13 protein-coding genes and 1 pseudogene are annotated in these 15,770 nt (G+C 65.1%); 4 read left to right on the forward strand and 10 right to left on the reverse strand.

Annotation, left to right across the window (positions count from 1 at the left end; translation table 11 throughout):
* Positions 1–82: 82 nt before the first annotated feature.
* From NG696_RS12275 to NG696_RS12285, 3 genes and pseudogenes are all read right to left on the reverse strand, one after another.
* Positions 83–3,256: a S8 family serine peptidase gene (locus tag NG696_RS12275; protein ID WP_445260428.1), complete on the reverse strand. Its 3,174-nt coding sequence runs from the start codon at positions 3,254–3,256 to the stop codon at positions 83–85.
* Positions 3,257–3,570: 314 nt separating this feature from the next.
* Positions 3,571–6,548: pseudogene (locus NG696_RS12280) on the reverse strand (exo-alpha-sialidase).
* Between the two features lie 307 nt (positions 6,549–6,855).
* Positions 6,856–7,041, reverse strand: a complete 186-nt coding sequence (locus tag NG696_RS12285) for a hypothetical protein (RefSeq protein WP_252566883.1) — start codon at positions 7,039–7,041, stop codon at positions 6,856–6,858.
* 262 nt (positions 7,042–7,303) lie between these two features.
* Between NG696_RS12285 and purS the strand changes: the two genes are divergently transcribed.
* From purS to purL, 3 genes are read left to right on the forward strand one after another with little or no spacing between them, the layout of a single operon-like run.
* Positions 7,304–7,555 (forward strand): phosphoribosylformylglycinamidine synthase subunit PurS, encoded by a 252-nt coding sequence (purS, locus tag NG696_RS12290; protein WP_056631212.1) that lies wholly within the window; start codon positions 7,304–7,306, stop codon positions 7,553–7,555.
* A gap of 1 nt (position 7,556) precedes the next feature.
* A complete protein-coding gene (gene purQ, locus NG696_RS12295) occupies positions 7,557–8,330 on the forward strand; it encodes a phosphoribosylformylglycinamidine synthase subunit PurQ (RefSeq protein WP_252566881.1) in 774 nt (257 codons plus the stop codon).
* Positions 8,327–10,663, forward strand: coding sequence for a phosphoribosylformylglycinamidine synthase subunit PurL (gene purL, locus NG696_RS12300; protein WP_252566879.1), 2,337 nt, complete (start codon positions 8,327–8,329; stop codon positions 10,661–10,663). Before purQ ends, purL begins: the two co-directional genes overlap by 4 nt.
* A 71-nt stretch (positions 10,664–10,734) precedes the next feature.
* Here purL and NG696_RS12305 read toward each other — a convergent pair whose 3' ends face one another.
* The 6 genes from NG696_RS12305 to NG696_RS12330 form a co-directional block, all read right to left on the reverse strand.
* Positions 10,735–11,676, reverse strand: coding sequence for a type IV toxin-antitoxin system AbiEi family antitoxin (locus NG696_RS12305; RefSeq protein WP_252575584.1), 942 nt, complete (start codon positions 11,674–11,676; stop codon positions 10,735–10,737).
* Between the two features lie 117 nt (positions 11,677–11,793).
* A complete protein-coding gene (locus NG696_RS12310) occupies positions 11,794–12,087 on the reverse strand; it encodes a DUF503 domain-containing protein (RefSeq protein WP_252566875.1) in 294 nt (97 codons plus the stop codon).
* Positions 12,088–12,163: 76 nt separating this feature from the next.
* Positions 12,164–12,481: a putative quinol monooxygenase gene (locus NG696_RS12315; RefSeq protein WP_252566873.1), complete on the reverse strand. Its 318-nt coding sequence runs from the start codon at positions 12,479–12,481 to the stop codon at positions 12,164–12,166.
* A 34-nt stretch (positions 12,482–12,515) separates the two neighbouring features.
* On the reverse strand, positions 12,516–13,142 hold the full coding sequence (locus tag NG696_RS12320) for a hypothetical protein (protein ID WP_252566871.1): 627 nt from the start codon (positions 13,140–13,142) through the stop codon (positions 12,516–12,518).
* A gap of 14 nt (positions 13,143–13,156) precedes the next feature.
* The gene (locus NG696_RS12325; protein WP_252566870.1) at positions 13,157–13,705 is read right to left on the reverse strand and encodes a DUF1990 domain-containing protein; all 549 of its coding nucleotides are present in this window, start codon (positions 13,703–13,705) and stop codon (positions 13,157–13,159) included.
* On the reverse strand, positions 13,702–14,118 hold the full coding sequence (locus NG696_RS12330) for an MmcQ/YjbR family DNA-binding protein (protein WP_252566868.1): 417 nt from the start codon (positions 14,116–14,118) through the stop codon (positions 13,702–13,704). Before NG696_RS12330 ends, NG696_RS12325 begins: the two co-directional genes overlap by 4 nt.
* Before the next feature lie 45 nt (positions 14,119–14,163).
* Here NG696_RS12330 and NG696_RS12335 point away from each other — a divergent pair, with 45 nt between their 5' ends.
* Positions 14,164–15,192, forward strand: a complete 1,029-nt coding sequence (locus NG696_RS12335) for an isopenicillin N synthase family dioxygenase (protein ID WP_252566866.1) — start codon at positions 14,164–14,166, stop codon at positions 15,190–15,192.
* 66 nt (positions 15,193–15,258) lie between these two features.
* On the opposite strand, the gene NG696_RS12340 is transcribed toward NG696_RS12335, so the two are convergent.
* Entirely contained in the window at positions 15,259–15,684 is a 426-nt protein-coding gene (locus tag NG696_RS12340) for a CoA-binding protein (RefSeq protein ID WP_252566864.1), read from the reverse strand.
* Positions 15,685–15,770: the final 86 nt, after the last annotated feature.

Genomic DNA, 15,770 nt, shown 5'->3' on the forward strand with positions numbered 1-15,770 from the left:
CCATCGGCGGCAGCTCCGCCATCGACAGGAACGCCGCCGGAACCAAGCGGTCCGGCGGCGTTCCCGTGCTGTTGCTGAAAAACTAGAGATCCATGTTGCGGTTTCCGGAGAACTCCGGGATCTCCTGCTTCTTCTTTTCCTTTTTGACCCTGTCCTTCTTGTCTTTCTTGTCCTGGGCCGGGTCATCCGCCGTTTCATCATCAGGGACGGCCACAGCACTGCCTGGTGTGACAACCACGGAGACGAAGGTGGGCACGCTCGAACCGGCGAACGTCACCCGGCCGATATAGGAGCCCTCAGCGAGATCCTTCCAATGGAGCTTCAGAATCCCCGACTGGCCGTTCCCGAGCCGCAGCGGATTGGGGGTCACCGTGGCATTTCCCACGTTGGCTCCGAGCACCGCAGCGTCCACGGACGCTTTGGTGGGCTGCCCATTGGGGCTTGCGTAGAGGTTCACAAAAATCGTGTACACGCCCGGCGCCGGGTTCGGAACCGAAATCGATTCACTGGCAGAGGCCGTCTGCGCCAGCAGCGCCTGTCCCGCCGGATTGAAGACCACCATGTCAAAGTCGGCGGTCTCGTCGGAGGAATAGACGGAGAACTTTGCCAACGGCGATCCGGCCGGAACGGTGACCTCCTTGGCGAAGTTGGACGCGTCCGTTTCCAGGGCCAGCGGTCCGGGAACCAGTTCGATGGCCGAGGAGTCAGCCTTGGACAGTCCGTCCAAGGTGATGTTCACGGGCGTGTTCGTGCCGGAAACCACCGGAATGTCGCCCTGCCCCTGGCCTCCTTCCGAGGTGAAGGCCAGGTTCGCCGGCGCCACCACCGACTGCGGGCGGACGGCCACCGGCGATGCCACGTTCTTGCCGGCACCCTGCCAGACGAGGTTGCCCATGGCAAACTGCCCCAAGGCAGCGCTGGTGTTCTCGAACTTGACCTTAAAGGTGCGCTTCTCGCCGGGAGCGTTGAAACTAAGGATCGACGGCGTGACCGTCACCTTGATGCCAGGAACGCTGGCCTTGGCCCGGTAAACGCCGGGGGTCAGCGCGGTGACAGTCCGGGTGACTTCTGTCTTCCCGGTAAGTGCCCCCAGCGCGAACGAGGCAACATTCATATCCCGCGGCGCAGTTGTTCCGAGATCCGGGATGCCCAGGTCCAGGCCCGTTCCCTGGATGAACTTCAGGTAGTCGTCCTCTGAATTGTCGTAGACCAGGCCGGGATCGAGGACCCGTGCAACGTCCACCTGGCCAGCGCCGGTGGCGGTGACGTCACCGTTCCTGGTGCCGTCTGCTTTCTTGATGTCAGCTGCCGTAGTCATCATGGCTGACTTGATAGTGGCCGGAGACCACGTGGGGTTCTTGGCCAGAATCAAGGCGCCAAATCCAGCCACATGCGGCGCAGCCATTGATGTCCCGGACATCATGCCGAACTGGTCGCCGCCGGAACCGATGGGAGACACCCCTGCCAGCACCGCAACGCCCGGCGCCGCCACGTCAGGCTTGAGCAGGTCTGAGCCGGTGGCGAGCAGCGGGCCCCGGGAGGAGAAGCCGGCGATCTGCGGCTGCGGCGCGGCCGGAAGACCGGTGGTGTCCGTGTTCACCAGGGCGACCTTGATGCCGGGGTTGGCGGTGATCTTGTCCTTGATCTGCTGCGTGGCCGGCGGGTTCACGTGCACTGTGGGGACTGCGTGGCGGTCCAGGTCCTCGGAGGAGGTGGTCACGTTGACTAGGATCATGCCGATGCCGCCGGCACGCTGCACCTCGGCGCTCTTGGCTACGCGGTCCACCACTCCGCGGTCGCAGACAACAATCTTCCCTGTCACTTTGGCGGGATCCAGCGCATTGGGGGCGCACAGTTCCGGGTTTGCTGCGCCGGCGGCTGCGGCACCTACCGCCAGCACAACGTTGCTCGCAGGAACGGGGGCGGCCATGAGACTGGCGCCGCGGTACTTGCTGCCGTCCTCAAATTCGACGGTTCCCTGCAATTCCGTGGAGAAGGAGCTCGCGGCCACCGTGGTCAGCCACGGAGCGCCGTGGTTCACTGTGCTTGCCGCCGGCCCGGAGTTTCCGGCGGATGCGGCAACAAAGATTCCGGCAGAGGCCGCGGAGAGGAAGGCCAGCGAAACCGGGTCTGTGGTGGTTGAGGTGCTGCCGGAGATGGAATAGTTCAGCACATCCACGCCGTCCAGGATGGCTTGATTGATCGCGGCCACGGAGGCGGAGCTGTAGCACCCGCCCGTGGCCGGGTTGTCGTCCTCCCAACACACCTTGTAGACGGAGATCTTTGCCGCCGGCGCCACGCCGCTGGTGATGCCCATATCGGTTGCACCAAGGTTGGCCCGGACGTTCGCGTTGCCCGCGGCCGTGCTGGCAGTGTGCGTCCCGTGGCTTCCTACATCCACAGGCGAAATCAGTTCTTCTGGCGCGCGGTTCTCCGGCGCCACGTACGCCATGTAGTCGTCAGCGAAGTAGCGTGCACTCAGGACTTTGGAGTTGCAGGCGCTGCCGTCAAACGCGGCCCCGGTTCCCTGGCCCTTCTGGCACTCACCGACGAAGGTGTCGCCGTCGGACTTGAGCATGGCGATGTTGCCGTCCGCGGTGCGGTACGGGGCGCCCACCTGGGCCTGTCCGGCGAGTGGTTGCACGTCTTCACCGCCGAAGAACGGGTTGGAGGGGGTGTAGCCGGAGTCAATAACGCCCACTACGACGCCTTTGCCGGCATTCTCCTGCCCGCCGAAGGCAGTCTTCCAGATGCCGTTTTCACCGCTGAGCCCTAGGAAGTCTGTGGTGGAGTAATCCGGCGCGTTCTCCGTGTCCGGTGCCACCATCAGGACGGCCGGGTCCTTGGCGAGCTTAACGGCCTGGTCGGCCGTCAAATCCGCCGAGAACCCGTTGATGGCAGCCGTGTACTGGCGCTTGATCTGGACGCTTTCGGACCCGGCCACAGCGTTCTGCCTGCCCTCAAGGTGCGCCTGGTACTGCTGGACTTCGGGCCGGTCGGCGTCAAGCTTGCGGCCGTTCCGGGGCTTCGTCGCTGCGAGTCCGGGAGACCCGCCGTCGTAGGTGGCCGCCGGCTTCTCCGCCAGGACCACAATGTAACGGCCGGCGGGGTAGTCGCCGGGGTTGATCTTCTTTGAGGCAACTGCCGTGTTTGCTTCAGCGGGCGCCGCGGTAGCGGGGCTCATCGCCATCGAAGAAAGGAGCAGCGGCAAGCCCACGGCCAATGCCGCCGCTTTCCGGAGTCCCCCGCCCCGAATGGGGCTTTTTCCAGTTGATTTCACGAGCGACTACACCTTTCACGAGGAACGGCCGGCCACGTTGCCGGTCTGAAGCAGCTGGGAACGGCACACGACATTACAGATTTTGTAATGCTGTGACCAGCCGTTACAAACAGTACAGACTGAGAGCTGAATATGACATAGGACACATCAGGCGTATACGTCAGTCATGCAGCGTTTAGGGGATGCCCGGGAGACCAGCGGGAACAAAGAAGACCCCCACGTAGTGCCGGACTTTGGGTAAGTCCGGCCCTATGCGGAGGTCTTCTCTGGTGCTAGGAAATCACCCTGGCTCAACCCTTAGGCGTCACCTGCAGGCGGTCGAAGGAGACCTGCTTGCCGTTCTTGTCCAGCACCACCACGTCGTCGCGGCCGCTCTGCACACCCGAGGGCAGGATGAACTCCACCGTGTTGTCGGTAGTGGGGAAAATCCAGCCGATCCCGTAGCTCTTCTTGTTGAGGTACACGAAGTACCACTGGCCGTAGTCGAGACCCTTCAGGGTCACCTTCTGGCCGTTGCGGTACTTGTCCTGCGTGCCCAGGTCGAACGGAGCCGTCTGCTCCTCGAGATCCTGGACAGCGAGGACGGGGACCGTCTCGGGCTGTGCCGGCTGGAGATTCAGCAGCAGTGCGCCGCCGGTCACCGTGGCCGTGACCTGCTTGGCGCCGTTGGTGGCCATTGCTTCGAACGAGACGGCGTCGAGGCGGCCTGCCGCGATGTCGGCAGCGGTCAGGACATGCTCGCGCGTTGCCGTCACGGTCCCGCCCACAGCCAGGGCCTCCTGGCTGATGGAAGCGTCCGGGGCACTGAGCCCGGTCAGGGAGACATTGCCGGCGTTGCCTACGGTGTAGGCGTATGAGACCGTATCGCCTTCGCTGGCGAAACGGTCGCCGTCGGCGTCGGTCCACTCAGCGGAAACGGTGCCTTCCAGCTTGGCGTCGCGGACCTTCAGGTCCACTTCGCCGCCGTCCACTGTGTAGATCTTGCTGCTCTGGCGTGCCGAGCCGACTTCCCAGGTGGTCTTCGGAACGAAGTAGCCCTGCTCCGCCTCGGCAGCGGTCACGGTGTGGCGAGGCGTGGCGCAGGTGTAGCCCTGGCCGGCCGGCAGCACGCCGTAGCGGCAGTTGCCCGGGCCTTCTGGGACGAACGGGCTGAAGTTGCCGGCGGTGGGAACCACTTTTTCGACAAGCGGGCTCGTGTTGCTCACGCTGAAGGTGTACGGAACAGCGTCGCCGGCGGCGTACGGTGCGGTGGCGAGGTCACGGCCGGAGTCCGCACGGGCGCCGGTGATGCTGGCGGAAACCAGACCATCACGCAGTGCCACAGCGGCGCCGGTGAACGGAACCGTCTTGGTGAGCGACGGCGTCGCGCTGGCCGTGATGGCGAAGCTCGCCTGGGGAACAAAGTAGCCGCGCTCGACGTCCCCTGCGGTCACCGTGTGCTTGGCCGTGGTGCAGTTGTAGGTGGCACCGGCGGCCAGGTTGTTGAACCGGCAATTGGGTGCGCTGGGTGCGCCTTGTGCCGGCGGCAGGAAGCCGGTTTCGAAGTTGCCGGACACTGGAACGGAATTCGCCGTCACGTTGGCTGTGCTCTTGACCGCGAACGTATAGCTCAGGACGTCGCCCGCCTGATAAGGGCTGGCGATGACGTCGCGGGCCGGGGCTGTTCCGGTAATGGTGAGCCCCACCTGCGGAGCAACCGGGACGGTGGCCGTGAAGGTGAACTGCGAAACCCGGCCATCCGCCGTCGTAAAGGCAGCGTTAAGGTTTTGAGGACCGCTGGCGTTCGCCGGGGCGGTCAGGGCGACGTTGACGGTCGCCGAGGCGCCTGGCACGACGTCGGGCACGGGCACCGTGGTGGCCGTCCAGCCGGCCGGGGTGTAGACGGTGGCGTTGGCGCCGGAGAGCGTGGCGGCTTCCTGGTTGGTGACCGTGACTGCCACCTGCGAGGTGGCACCCGGGGCCGTGGTGACGGCCGGCACGGACAGCGGGGCGCAGGCGTAGTTCAGCCAAGCGTCGTCGAACTTCGCGAACTGGATGTTGTCCGTGTAGTTGCCCTCATACAGGACACCGAACTTGCCGTCCTCCAGCCGGGACACCGTGGAGTAGGCGGAGAAACCGGTGCGGACGGTGCGCACACCGGGCCAGGTGGCGCCGTCGTCGCAGGAGATACGGGCAGAGACATTCTCGCGGCCGGTCTTGGAATTGGAGTTGGTGAAGATGAGTTTCTTGGCGTCCGCTGAGCCCTGAGCCGCGTCCGGGAACATCCGGGCGATGGAACCGTTGTTTGCCGGGTCCGGCAGTTCGGTGTCCTGGGTGACCGGACCATAGGTGGCGCCGCCGTCTGCGGAGATGGCCACCTTGCGGTAGCCCTGGTTGGCGTTGTCGCGCGAGTTCAGCAGTACGCGGCCGTCGGAAAGTTCCACGGTCTTGTTCTCGTCCATGCGGTCGCCCACGTTGGCACCCTTGTGCCAGGTCACGCCGTGATCGTCCGAGTAGACGCTGTAGGCCTGGATCTTGTTGGTGCCGTCGGCCTGGCGCACATCGCCGGCGTACTGCTGGATCAGGCGGCCCTTGTACTGGCCGTACTTGAGCTGGATGCCTTCGCCGGAGGACGCGAAGTTGGAGCGGATATCGCCTGCCACCGGGCTGGTCTTGCTGGTGCCCGGCTTGGTGACGTTGGTGATGAGCCTTGGCTGCGTCCACGTGACGCCGCCGTCGGAGGATTCGATCACGGCGGAGGAGATCACGCTGCGGTCGGCGTCGTCGTTGCCGAACTGGCTGCCGAAGAAGCCCTGGTCCTTGGAGTACACGAACAGCGCGAAGACCTTGCCGGCCTCGGCGTCGTGGATGTAGGACGGATCACTGTAGCCGTATTTGGGGCCCGTGGCGTCGCCCACGTGGCCGGCGGCGATGACCTGCACGGGGCCCAGGTCTGGCCGCCGTCGGTGCTGCGGCGCTGCACGATCGAGTTGGGGTTCGGAGCGTCTGCGGCGCTGCCGGGGCGGCCGTCCCACGAAGCGAGCACCACGTTGTTGCCCAGGTAGGTCAGGGCCGGGATCCGGTAGAAGAAGTTCGCCGCAGTCCGGTCGGCGCCGATGTTGGCCTCCGCGAATGAGCCGGGAGGAGCGGTGGGGTTGTTCGGGGGGATCGGTGCCGCCTGCGCGGCGATCCCGGATCCGGCCAGCAGCGCCAGCGCTACCAGCCCGGCTCCTGCGGTTCGGCCAATACGTCGGTGCCTGTTCCGCTTAGTAGAAATTCGCAAATCCATATCCTTTCAAGGCGCCGCGGGGCGGCGGATCGGGAGAATTCGGCCGTGAGGGCGGTCTTGGCACCCGAGGGGATACCACCTGCCACATACGACGTCCTACGACCATAGTGTTTAGAGCGTCACATGGCTAGGAGTTTCCGCAAGTTGCTTGGGAGAGGCCTGGGACAGGGCGTTCGGGATCAGTACATTTTCAGCAGGGCAGCCGACGCAGGGGCACATGCAGCAGGCACAAAAACGGGCGCCCCCGTTCAGGGACGCCCGGTTGAGGTTTGCGCAAAGACTTGAGGCCGGGATAAGGGGCGGGCGCCTACTGCCTGGGCGTCCGAACCACGTCACTGATCCACTGGCGGGTCTTTTCGTCCACGGGGCCGGCCACGCGCGTTTCCCGGGCAGCCCGGTCCGCCTTGATCTTCTGCATAACCATCCGGCCCAACCCGGCAAAAACGGCCACGGCCATCATCGGCAACAGCAGAGATTTCGATTTTTCAGCCATGCGGTAATCCTAGTGACGCTTGCTCCGCGAGGCCATAGCCCGCCGTCGTCCTCCACCGCCCGAAAGCCCGCCCCGCCGCGATGACTGTGGCCGATCCCACCGAATACAGGGTGCGGCGCTCGGCCCGGTAGAATGGCCTAGCAAGCTCGCGGAGCGCCCGTCCACACTGTTCGAAAAAGAACGTCCCCAGCATCCCGGAACGGCGTAAGACGGCGTGACTCCGCTGCGCCCTTACCCAATGCTCACGCACAGGAGTTGCCGGATGCCCCGGATCGTTGTTGACGTCATGCCCAAGCCCGAGATTCTGGACCCGCAGGGGAAGGCCATCGTGGGTGCACTCCCCCGTCTGGGCTTCACCAGCTTTAGCTCTGTCCGCCAGGGCAAGCGCTTTGAACTGACGGTTGACGGCGAGGTGACCGACGCAATCCTGGCCCAGGCCCGCGAAGCCGCCGAGACCCTGCTGTCCAACCCCGTGATCGAAGACGTCGTCAACGTCGAGGTCGTCGAGGCCTGAGATGACTGAACTTCCCTTGATCGGCGAGGCAATTGCCGTCGCCGCCGAGCCCCGGCTCGCCGGTGCCCGGATCGGCGTTGTTACTTTCCCAGGCACCCTTGACGACCGCGACGCCGCCCGTGCAGTCCGGCTCGCCGGCGGCACCGCAGTGCCGCTCTGGCACGCGGACACCACCCTGGGTGATGTGGACGCCGTCGTGATCCCCGGCGGTTTCTCGTACGGCGACTACCTCCGCGCCGGCGCAATTGCCCGCTTCGCGCCGCTGATGTCCAAAATCATCGACGCCGCCAACTCCGATGCCAAGCTGCCCGTGCTGGGCATCTGCAACGGCTTCCAGATCCTGACGGAATCGCACCTGCTGCCCGGCTCCATGATCAAGAACGACCACCTGAAGTTCATGTGCCGCGACCAGGTCCTGCGTGTGGAAAACAGCAACACCGCCTGGACCCTGGACTACGAGTCCGGCCAGGAAATCACGGTGCCGTTGAAGAACCAGGACGGCCAGTACATCGCCGACGAAAAGGTCCTGGACGCGCTCGAAGCCGAAGGCCGCGTGGTGTTCCGATACGTGGGCTTCAACCCCAACGGCTCACGCCGCGACATCGCCGGCATCTCCAACGCCGCCGGCAACGTGGTGGGGCTTATGCCCCACCCCGAGCACGCGGTGGAAGTTGGCTTCGGCCCCGAATCCCTGGACGGGATCGGCGGGTCCGATACCGACGGCCTGGGTTTCTTCACCTCCGTACTGAACAAGATTGTGGGAGGCAACAAATGACCGAGATCAATTCGGTGGTCGAGCCTGTCGAGACCTCATCCAAGAAGTTCAACATCGACACCGTCAAGAACGCCGCCAAGACGCCGGACACTGAACTGCCGTGGGCCGAACTCGGCCTGAAGCAGAACGAGTTCGATGAGGTAGTCAAGGTCCTGGGCCGCCGCCCGACCGGCGCCGAATTGGCAATGTATTCCGTGATGTGGAGCGAGCACTGCTCCTACAAGTCCTCTAAGAACCACCTGCGCCAGTTCGGCGACAAGGTGACCGACGAGATGAAGAAGGACATGCTGGTGGGCATCGGTGAAAACGCCGGCGTCACCAACCTGGGCGACGGCTGGGCCGTGACGTTCAAGATCGAGTCCCACAACTCGCCGTCGTTCGTGGAGCCCTACCAGGGCGCCGCAACCGGCATCGGCGGCATTGTCCGCGACATCATCTCCATGGGCGCTCGCCCGGTGGCTGTGATGGATCCTCTGCGATTCGGCGCCATCGACCACCCGGACACTGCCCGCGTGATGCACGGTGCCGTTGCCGGCATCGGCGGCTACGGAAACTCCTTGGGCCTGCCGAACATCGGCGGCGAAATGGTGTTCGATTCCGTCTACCAAGGCAACCCGCTGGTTAACGCGCTGGCTGTCGGCGTGATGCGCCATGAGGACATCCGCCTGGCCAACGCCTCCGGCAAGGGCAACAAGGTAGTCCTGTTCGGCGCCCGCACCGGCGGCGACGGCATCGGCGGCGCCTCTGTTCTGGCGTCCGAGTCCTTCGACGATACCAAGCCGTCCAAGCGCCCCGCCGTCCAGGTCGGCGACCCCTTCGCCGAGAAGGTCCTGATCGAGTGCTGTCTCGAGCTGTTCAAGGGCTCGCTGGTTGAGGGTATCCAGGACCTCGGCGCCGCAGGCATCTCCTGCGCCACGTCCGAGCTCGCCTCCAACGGCGACGGCGGCATGGAAGTTGAACTGACCTCCGTCCTGCTCCGCGACCCCACTCTGACCCCGGGCGAAATCCTGATGTCCGAGTCGCAGGAACGCATGATGGCCGTGGTCACCCCGGAGAACATCGCCGCCTTCGAAGCTGTCATGGACAAGTGGGCCGTGGAGTACTCCTGGCTCGGCGAGGTCACCGACACCGGCCGCCTGATCATCACCTGGGACGGCGTAGTCATCGTGGACGTCGACCCGCGCACCGTGGCCCACGACGGCCCGGTCTACGACCGCCCGTACGCCCGCCCCTCATGGCAGGATTCCGTACAGGCCGATTCCTTCACCGGCTCCGTACAGGACACCGGCCGCCCCTCCGCCCCCGCGGAACTGGCAGCCGCCGTCTCCGAGCTCGTGGCCTCGCCGAACATGTGCAGCAAGGCCTGGATCACCAACCAGTACGACCGGTATGTGGGCGGCAACACCGCCCTGGCGTTCCCGGACGATGCCGGCGTGGTCCGCGTGGACGAGGAAACCGGCCTGGGCGTTGCCCTGGCCACCGACGCCAACGGCCGCTACACCTACCTTGATCCGTACCACGGCGCACAGCTGGCGCTGGCCGAGGCCTACCGCAACGTGGCCACGTCCGGCGCCGTGCCCATGGCCGTCAGCGACTGCCTGAACTTCGGCTCCCCCGAGGACCCGGACGTGATGTGGCAGCTCGCGGAGGCCATCCGCGGCCTGTCCGACGCCTGCATGGTGCTGGGCATCCCGGTCACCGGCGGCAACGTCTCGCTGTACAACCAGACCGGCACCACGCCCATCCACCCCTCCCCCGTGGTGGCAGTGCTGGGCAAGCTCGACGACGTCGCCCGACGCACGCCGTCGGGCTGGCGTGAGGACGGCCAGGCCATCTACCTGCTGGGTACGACGGCGGCTGAACTGGACGGCTCCGAGTGGGCCAACATGCGTGGTCACCTCGGTGGACTGCCGCCCAAGGTTGACCTCGCCGCCGAACGCGAGCTGGGCGAAATCCTGATCAACGCGTCCCGAGACGGCATGGTGGACTCCGCACACGACCTCTCCGAAGGCGGGCTTGCGGCAGCCCTGGTGGAGTCCGCACTGCGCTACGGCGTGGGTGCCCGGATCGCCCTGCAGGACGTTCTGGACCGCGACGGCGTGGACCTGTTCACAGCGTTGTTCTCCGAGTCCCAGGGCCGCGCAGTTGTTGGCGTGCCCCGCTCCGAGGAAGTCCGGTTCAAGGACATGTGCACGGCCCGCGGCTTTGCCCACACCCGCATCGGCGTGGTGGACGCAGCGAGCAACAAGCTGGAGATCAACGGCGTGGACACCATGTCGCTGGACGCCCTCCGCGAAGCCCACGAGGCAACCCTGCCGAAGTACTTCGGCTAGTCCCCTCCCGTCGATTGCTCCGTAACCGCCCTTTTGAACCCTCAAAACGGCGGTTACGGAGCAATCGTTCGTTAAGGCCGGGACCGCCATCCGGCTTGTACCAGGGCTGTGCGGACCTTGGCGACCGCAGGCTTGGCGTCATTGAGCATGTGCCGCTTGGAAATCCTGACTTCAGTCCACCCCAGCGTGTGGTACTTTTCAGAACGCGTGATGTCCCGGACGATCTGCCCGTCCTCACCGTGTTGTTCACCTTCGTACTCGATCCCGATCCGGTACTTGCGGTAGGACAGGTCCGGCTCGTGATGGCGTCTACCGTCGTCGCCGATGATCGGCACGTTCACCTCCGGTTCCGGCAGCCCCGCCCTGACCATGGCCAGCCTCAACAGCGTCTCCTGCGGCGAGTCAGAGCCCACCCGGATGAGTTTGATGGCTTCCTTGGCCCTGCGTAGCCCGCGCTTTCCCTTGTGCCTGTCGATCATTCGCTGAAGATCTGCCAGGCTGCAGAGAGGCATGTCCCTGTCCTCAAACGCCGCCCTCGGCACGCGAACACAACTGTCCCCCATGGCCACAAGTTCGTCCACCGTGAGCATTTCCGCCATGTCCAGCCAGGTTCGCTCCGGAGTGGTCACGGGAATTCCGTCAACTGTGGTGACCTCGTCGCTGTAAAGCTTCATGCGGTGCACAATGACATGCGGCCGGTTCAGGTGTGCCGAGCCCTCAGGCCTGATGACGTGAAACATCTCCGGATTCCCCTTCTGCTGACGTCGCGGCAGCACGAGCATCGCCGCCGCGGTGAGGTGCGACGCGGCGCATCGCTCGTTGACCTCAATGAAGGGCCGGACCCTCTCACTCAAGGGGAGCTCCGCCGTCGAGCTTTCCGACCGGATCCCCTTGCCGAGTCGATGCAGTGCCCGGTGTCGCAGCCGCTTGTGCGACACTCCCGCGCGCGCCGCCTCGACAACTGTGAACGGACGGTTCTGTAGTTCCTCGGGCAGCGGGCGCGGGGTCTTCATGGATTCATCAGAGCAGACTGCCGCGTTCGCTGCAGAAGTTATCCACAGCCTTCATCGATTGCTCCGTAGGCGCCGTTTTGGGCACGCAAAAAGGGCGCCTACGGAGCAATCGATGGGTCAGTCTTCGCTGTGGAGCTCCCGCTGCCTTGAGCTGAGCAGTTCAAACTCCGGCCGGGCGGCCACAAAGCGTTCGACGGCGGTGAGCACCTCCACGAGATGCGCCCGGTCTGCTGCCACCAGGCCGGCGCCCACCTGCGAGCGCCGGTATTGTTCGTGGTCCCCCACCTCCGCTACGGACACATCGAAGCGGCGCTTGAGCTCGGCCAGCAGCGGCCTGATGACGGAGCGTTTCTCCTTCAGGCTCTGGACGTCGCCGAGGAGGATGTCGAATTCAATCCAGCCGATCCACATGCAGCAATCGTATCGATTGCTCCGTAAGAGCCGTTATGGAGGGTCAAAAGGGCCCGTACGGAGCAATCGACGTCGGTCAGATGGTGAGTTCGCCCATCCGGTCCCAGCCGTCGCCGTCGAGCTGGCGGCTGATGATTCGCGGCGTCTCGGCCAGCGCCTGCGGCATGTCCGCCATGGCCTGCTTGAAGTGGGGGCTGTTGACGTGGTCCCCGGCGGCGTCGTCCTTGAAGGCTTCCACCAGCACGAACTCGTTGGGGTCCTCCACGCTGCGGGACCAGTCGAACCACAGGTTGCCGGGCTCCGCCCGCGTCGCTTGGGTAAAGCCGTCAACGAGGCCGAGCCAGCGCTCGGACCAGTCGGGTTTGACCTTGAACTTAACGACGATGAAGATCATGCGGTATTCCTTCTGTTGCAGGGGTGTGGGTTGTTCAGTCTGCGGCCAGGGCCACGTCACAGGCCTGGATGGCCTCACGTGCAGCCTGCTGCTGCGCAGGGGTTCCGGCCCGTTCCGCCCACTGTTCGGCCAGTTGGAACTCCACGAGCGCCTCGTTGAAACGGCCGGCGCTGTGCAAAGTCCAGCCGAGGTTGTTGTGCAGCGCCACCATCCAGCGCCGTGTGTGCGGATCGTGAGCGGTAGAGGCGTATTCGAGGGCGCTCCGGGTCCACAGCTCAGCATGGGCGGAGTCTGCCAGGGCCAACATGTGCAGCGCGTCGACGGCCAGGAACTCCTCACCCAGGTGATCGCCGAGCTCGGCTGCCTGTTCGAACAGGGGTACGGCCATGGCGGCGTGGCCGCTGGAGTTCAGGACGCGTCCGCGTTCCAGCAGGATCCGCACGCCGACGGTGGGTTCTTCCTCGCCGTCCACGGAGTCCAGCAAGGCATCCGCCTCCTCGTAGCGGCCCTGCAGGCCAATGGCCCGGCCAAGCTGCGTGGCGAGTTCGGCCTTTTCGTAGGTGTCGTAGGTTGGGTCAGCAAGGGCGTCCCGGAAGCGCTGTTCGGACAGCTCGGGATCCCCAAAGTTCCATAGGCGGTCAAGGGTCGATTGGTCCAGCATGTACCTTCTCCTGATCAGCTTTCACCTGCGGCGAGTTGGCGTGCCCCTCCAACGTATCGCGAAGTGATGTGCCGTTGCGCCGCCCGGGCCAGCAGGCCTCCCGCCTGGTAGAACCAGTTCGCGTGCCTGCTGAAGGCGGTGATCTTCAGGAACACCCGCCCGTCAGCGCCGATCTCAACTTCGAAGGCTTCTTCGCCGCGTTCAGGATGGCCGGGCAGCGTGCCGTAGCCGAAGCCCGCTGACTGGGGGCCGTCTCCCGGCACCGGCCGCCGCACCCAGACCACCTCGCACGGGGCATTAATACGGAAAGGCCCGACGCCGAACCCGCTCACCACGCGCGCGCCGGGGATCACGACGTCGGACTCGGTCCGGACGCGCAGTCCGGACCGACGCTGCAGTTCCCATGTAAGGATTCCGTACGCCACCCGGCGGTAGAGCGCCAACCCCTCACCCAGGTACTCCTGCGATACGAGGCAGGGGTAGCCTTCCGGCGCCCGGCCGTGCTCGGTGGAGCCGATGCCCGGGTAGTTGAGGCCGCCGGCAGCCAGGCGCTCCCCGGTCAACGGGGCTCACCCGAAGAACCGGACAGCCGCGCCCATCCCAGCTGCTCCTGTTGCTTGCGGCTCAGGGAGGCCACCACCAGATCGTAGGAATCCTCCACCATGTCCCGGACCATGGCGTCGGGCAGGTTTCCGTCCAGCCGCACGCCGTTCCAATGGGTCTTGTTCATGTGCCACGCGCCGGTGATTTCCGGGTGGGCGGCCCGCAGCTGCTCAGCCAGGGCGGGTTCACATTTCAAGCTCACGGACCAGTCGTCGGGGTTCATTGCGGACGCCGCAAACATCTTGGCTTCGTGCCGCGCGCCACCTGCTACGGCAGCCCGGACCTTAAACACGGAGGTCTCCGGACCGAAGGGAAAATCCTCGAAGGCACCGGGAAATGACAGGCATATTGCCTTGAGTTGGGCTGCGTCCATGGACCGAGCCTATAAAGCCCTTCCCGGCGGTGCTAGTCTGCGAAGATGTCACCCGATCAGGCCATCATCCCCGTTCTGGACATGAGCGCCGCACGCCAGCCGTACGGCTCCTTTAGCCCGGAATTCATCGACCAGCTGCGGGACGCCGCCCACAATGTGGGCTTCTTCCAAATCACTGGTTACGGCGCCGCCCCCGGCCAGGCCCAGGAGCTGCTGGCCCTCATCAAACGCTTCTTCGATCTGCCCCTCGAGGAGCGGATGAAGCTGGACAACAGGATTTCACCGCACTTCCGCGGCTACACCCGGATGGGCACTGAAATCACGCAGGGACGGGCCGACGCCCGCGAGCAGATCGACTACTCCCCGGATCGCGAGCCCGTCCACAACTATCCGGCCGATCAGCCGTACTGGCTCCTCCAGGGGCACAATATGTGGCCCGAGGAGGCGTTGCCGGAGCTCAAGCCGGCGGCCATGGCCTGGGCCGACCTGATGTCCAGTGTGGGCATGGAGCTGCTGCGTGGGATCTCGGTTTCCCTGGGGCTGCCGGAGGACCACTTCGACGAGCCCTTCGGCAACGAACCGGCCTGGATGGGCAAGCTGGTGCATTACGTCGGCGGCGTGGTGGAGGCGGCCGGCGACCAGGGCGTAGGCTCCCACGCCGACTACGGTTTCGTCACCCTGCTCCTCCAGGACGAGGTGGGCGGGCTGGAAGTGCTGCCGCCTGGGACCAGTGAATGGGCACCGGTTGAGCCTGTTCCCGGGGCACTCGTGGTGAACCTGGGCGAAATGCTGGAGGTGGCCACGGAAGGTTACCTCGCCGCCACGATCCACCGGGTTCAGGCGCCGCCACCCGGCGTGGACCGTTACTCAGTCCCCTTCTTCTGGTCGCCGCGGTTGGATGCCGTGATCGATCCGGTGCCACTGCCTCCCGAGCTCAAAGCCCAGGCCCGTGGCATCTCCGACGATCCGTCCAACCCGATGCTCGCGTCCTTTGGCCTGAACATGCTCAAGGGCCGCATGCGCGCCCATCCCGATGTGACCGAACGCCACTACCCGGAACTGATGCAGCGCTGATCGTCGCCCAACCCTGAGCCTGCCGCGCACGCGCGTGCCGCGGGAGCTGCGCGTCCAGGGAACCAGTCAGAGGTTGTACTTCCACGCCTGCTGCGCGGGGCAAACGTCCATCACCACGTCCAGGCCGGCGGCCTTGGCACGGTCCACTGCCGCTTCGTCGATAACACCCAGCTGCAACCACACGGCTTTGGCGCCCACCGCAATTGCCTGGTCCATCACCGCCCCGACCTTCTGCGAGTTCACAAAGCAGTCGACGACGTCGAGGGGTTGCTTTTCAGTGGGAATCTCACCCAGGGTGCGGTACCCGGTTTCGCCGTGGACAGGGTGGCCGGGAAGGTTGACCGGGATGATCTCCATCCCGAGCCGGTCGCGGATAAACAGCGAGGTGTCGTAGGCGGCACGCCACTCATTGGTGGTCAGGCCCACGATGGCCCACCGCCCTTTGTTTCGCATCAGGCGCTCAATCACGGCAGGATCGTTGACGTGGACCATGACGCAAGCGTACATCGTCCCCTGAGCGGCCCCTGATCGAATATTTGAATGAATAGCGGGCGTCAATGCCTGGCGTGAACGAATAT

This window comes from Pseudarthrobacter cellobiosi, from assembly GCF_023913755.1.
In the GTDB taxonomy this organism is placed as follows: domain Bacteria; phylum Actinomycetota; class Actinomycetes; order Actinomycetales; family Micrococcaceae; genus Arthrobacter; species Arthrobacter cellobiosi.